At 58.7% G+C, this 3,070-nt stretch carries 2 protein-coding genes and 1 pseudogene; 2 read left to right on the top strand and 1 reads right to left on the bottom strand.

Features of this window, described 5'->3' with window-relative positions; translation table 11 throughout:
- Nucleotides 1-14 precede the first annotated feature (14 nt).
- Together PHX69_RS11395 and PHX69_RS11390 are read left to right on the top strand one after the other, a co-directional pair.
- On the top strand, nucleotides 15-1,193 hold the full coding sequence (locus PHX69_RS11395) for an MFS transporter (protein ID WP_288043801.1): 1,179 nt from the start codon (nucleotides 15-17) through the stop codon (nucleotides 1,191-1,193).
- Nucleotides 1,194-1,232: 39 nt separating this feature from the next.
- Nucleotides 1,233-1,334: pseudogene (locus PHX69_RS11390) on the top strand (diguanylate cyclase domain-containing protein); the annotation flags it as partial.
- Nucleotides 1,335-1,474: 140 nt separating this feature from the next.
- Here the strand turns inward: PHX69_RS11390 and PHX69_RS11385 are convergent.
- Nucleotides 1,475-3,070: DUF4214 domain-containing protein (locus PHX69_RS11385; RefSeq protein ID WP_288043799.1), on the bottom strand; the 1,596-nt coding region annotated here is incomplete at its 5' end.

Here is a 3,070-nt window from a genome sequence, read left to right as displayed (position 1 = left end):
TTTTTTTGCTGCCCATGAACCGCAATCTCTGGCTACTGGCCTTGTGCCAAGGTCTGTTTCTGACCAACAACGTGGTGTTCATCGCCATCAACGGGCTGGTGGGCCTGCAACTGGCGCCCTATGGCTGGATGGCCACGCTGCCGGTGATGGGCTACGTGGTGGGCGGCGCGCTGTCCACGCCGCTGGTGGCACAAACGCAGCGGCGCTGGGGGCGCCAGGTGTCGTTCCAGATCGGGCTGGTGGTGGCGCTGCTCTCGGCGCTGCTGTGCGCGTGGGCGGCTTTTCAGGGCAACTTCTGGCTGCTGTGCCTGGCCACGCTGGTGGCGGGCTACTACAGCGCCAACGGCCAGCTCTACCGCTTTGCCGCCGCCGAACTGACCAGCGCCGCCCACCGCGAAAAAGCCGTCTCGCTGGTGCTGGCCGGGGGCCTGCTGGGCGCCGTGGCCGGGCCCAATCTGGCCAGCCAGGCGCGCGACCTGTTCAGTGTGCCGTTTGCCGGGGCCTATCTGGCGCTGGTGGTGGTGGCGTTGCTGTCCATGGCCTGCATGGCGGCCATCCGTTTTGAGGCGCTGCCTGCCAGCACCACGGGCAGCGCCGGGCAGGGCCGGTCGTTGGCCGAGCTGATGCGCGAGCCGGTGTTTCTGGTGGCGGTGCTGGGCGCAGCGCTGGGCTATGGGGTGATGAACCTGCTCATGGCCGCCACGCCGCTGGCCATGCAGGTGTGCGGCTACGCCTTCAGCGATGCCGCCTTCGTGTTGCAGTGGCACGTGATCGGCATGTTTGCACCGGGATTTTTTACCGGCCACCTGATCAAGCGCTTTGGCGTGCTGCCGGTGATGGGCGTGGGCGTGGTGCTGAACCTGGCCTGCGTGGTGGTGGCGTTGTCGGGGCAAGACCTGCACCAGTTCACGATTGCGCTGTTTTTGCTGGGTGTGGGCTGGAATTTTCTGTTCACCGGCAGCACCACGCTGGCGCTCTCCGCATACCGCCCCGAAGAAAAAGACCGCGCCCAGGCGGCCATCAACTTCTGCGTGTTTGCCACCATGGCGCTGACCTCGTTTGCCTCGGGCGCGCTGGTCACCACGCAGGGCTGGGCGCTGCTCAATGCGGGCTCGCTGCTGCCGATGGCGCTGACGGGTGCGGCGCTGCTGTGGCTGGCCGCGCGCCAGCGGGGGGCACGCGCGCAGCCGTAGCGGGGTGCCCGAGGTGCATCCAGTGCAACTGGTCGCCCCTTACTACTGGTCTTGCTTGATCTGGATCACTTCAAAAGCATCAACGACACGCACGGCCATTCGGCCGACGATCAGATGCTGCAGGCATTTATCGGCGCCGTGCAAAAGATGGCAGGCACGCCCGAGGAAACCGGGGCGCAAACCCTCGATCGCGCAGACAAGGCCGGTTTAACTTTGGGGCACTGTGCGCTGACCCCGCGCCGATTTCTGTCAAGCCTCAGGCTGTGTGCTAAATGGTCAACTCAAGCGAAAAGTTCTATACCGTTCTGGATGACGCCAATAACCCCTGCCTGGTTTTCTGGCGACTCTGAAAAAGAGGCCAGAACTTGGGTTTTCGTGGCTTCTTTGCGATCCAGGACACCTGTCCAATAGTCATAGCCGCCTTGGTCATACTGCCGATGCAGCACGTTATCGTAAAGCTTGGTCACAAACTGCGCTGTACTGGGGTTGGCGCCGTACAGGGCAATGAATTCAGCGCTATGGACAAAGCCGTCTGCCACTGAATACAAGCTGGAACCGTTGTCCATTGCACCAATCCAGTACTTCAGCCCGCCATTGTCGGGCGTGCGGTTGAATGCCGCCTGATAGATGCGATAAGCCTGTCCGGCATTGCCGTCGATATCCAGAGCAAGCGTTTTGTCGGAAAACTGGAGTCGTTCGATGTTGGTCAGGGTGTCTACCCCCTGGGTGCCAGAAATGGTGTAGCCAGTGCTGGTTTTGGTGACTGTGGCGCTGGCTCGCAGGCCGCTGTAAACAGCAGTGTCAATGCCACTGCCCCCATCGAAAGTATCGTTGCCTGGGCCGCCAGTCAGAATGTCGTTGCCGGGGGTGCCGATAATATTTCCATTGCCAGTGCCGGTGGTCAGCTTGAGTTCGTATTTTGTAGGAGCTATGCCAGAGGCTCCGGTAACGCTGTCGGACTTATTTACTCCATAGCCAGTGATATTTATGGTGTAGGTGCCTGCCAGCAGTTGCTTTGTGATACTGCCGGTGTCAGCTCCATTCTGATAATCGTTTATCGACAGACTTCCCACCGAACTGCCATTCTGGCTCTGAATACTCAAATAAGTGCTGCCGAGATTTTTTAGCGCGCTCAAGTCAAACTTGACGTTGGCATCAGCGCTGAGCGTGAATGTATAGGCATCATATTTATTCTGACCAGAAAAATCGAACGAATCGAAAATGGTGGCCGTTTGGGTCAACGTCCCGTTAGCACCCAGGGCTCCCAATCTGACAGGGCTACTGGCAGCGTAGGAATTTACAGTCAAGGAGTCATTCTGCGTGTCAGTGGGCGCAAAAAATGTCTTTGCAATATACGAAGCCCGTTCGCTGGAGTCGGCCGTAGCGGCCTTGAGGTAATAGGTTCCAGCATCCAGATTCACCATGTACTTGAACGACCCGCTGGACGATCCAGCGCTCATCGTGCCCATGAGCGTGCCGGCAGAGTTCAATATCTGAAACTTGGTGTTTGTTGTTGCGCTCAGGTCCAGATAAATTGCATTGGCCTGGGTGACAGAGAACTTGAAGAAATCAGCAGCATCGTCCATGCCGACCGTTTCTGAAATCTCCTGCTGGGCGAGGATGCCTAGCGTCGGCACGTCATAAGTGCGGTCGCCTAAATTCTTCGCCGTGGCCTGGGTGTTGCCAGCATCTGTCGCGCCCACATTGGTGGGCGTAGTTGTCAGCTTGAGCTCATATTTCGTAGGAGCGGTGCCAGAGGCTCCGGTAACGCTGTCGGACTTATTTACTCCATAGCCAGTGATATTTATGGTGTAGGTGCCTGCCAGCAGTTGCTTTGTGATACTGCCGGTGTCAGCTCCATTCTGATAATCGTTTAT

This window comes from Simplicispira sp. (assembly GCF_028687295.1).
In the GTDB taxonomy this organism is placed as follows: domain Bacteria; phylum Pseudomonadota; class Gammaproteobacteria; order Burkholderiales; family Burkholderiaceae_C; genus Simplicispira; species Simplicispira metamorpha.
Note: the sequence above shows the minus strand (reverse complement) of the source record. Positions and strands in the feature narration are given on the sequence as shown.

What these genes read in the sequence shown, in the direction of transcription:
- PHX69_RS11395 (WP_288043801.1), top strand. Translation starts at nt 15, where the DNA reads ATGAACCGCAATCTCTGGCTACTGGCCTTGTGCCAAGGTCTGTTTCTG.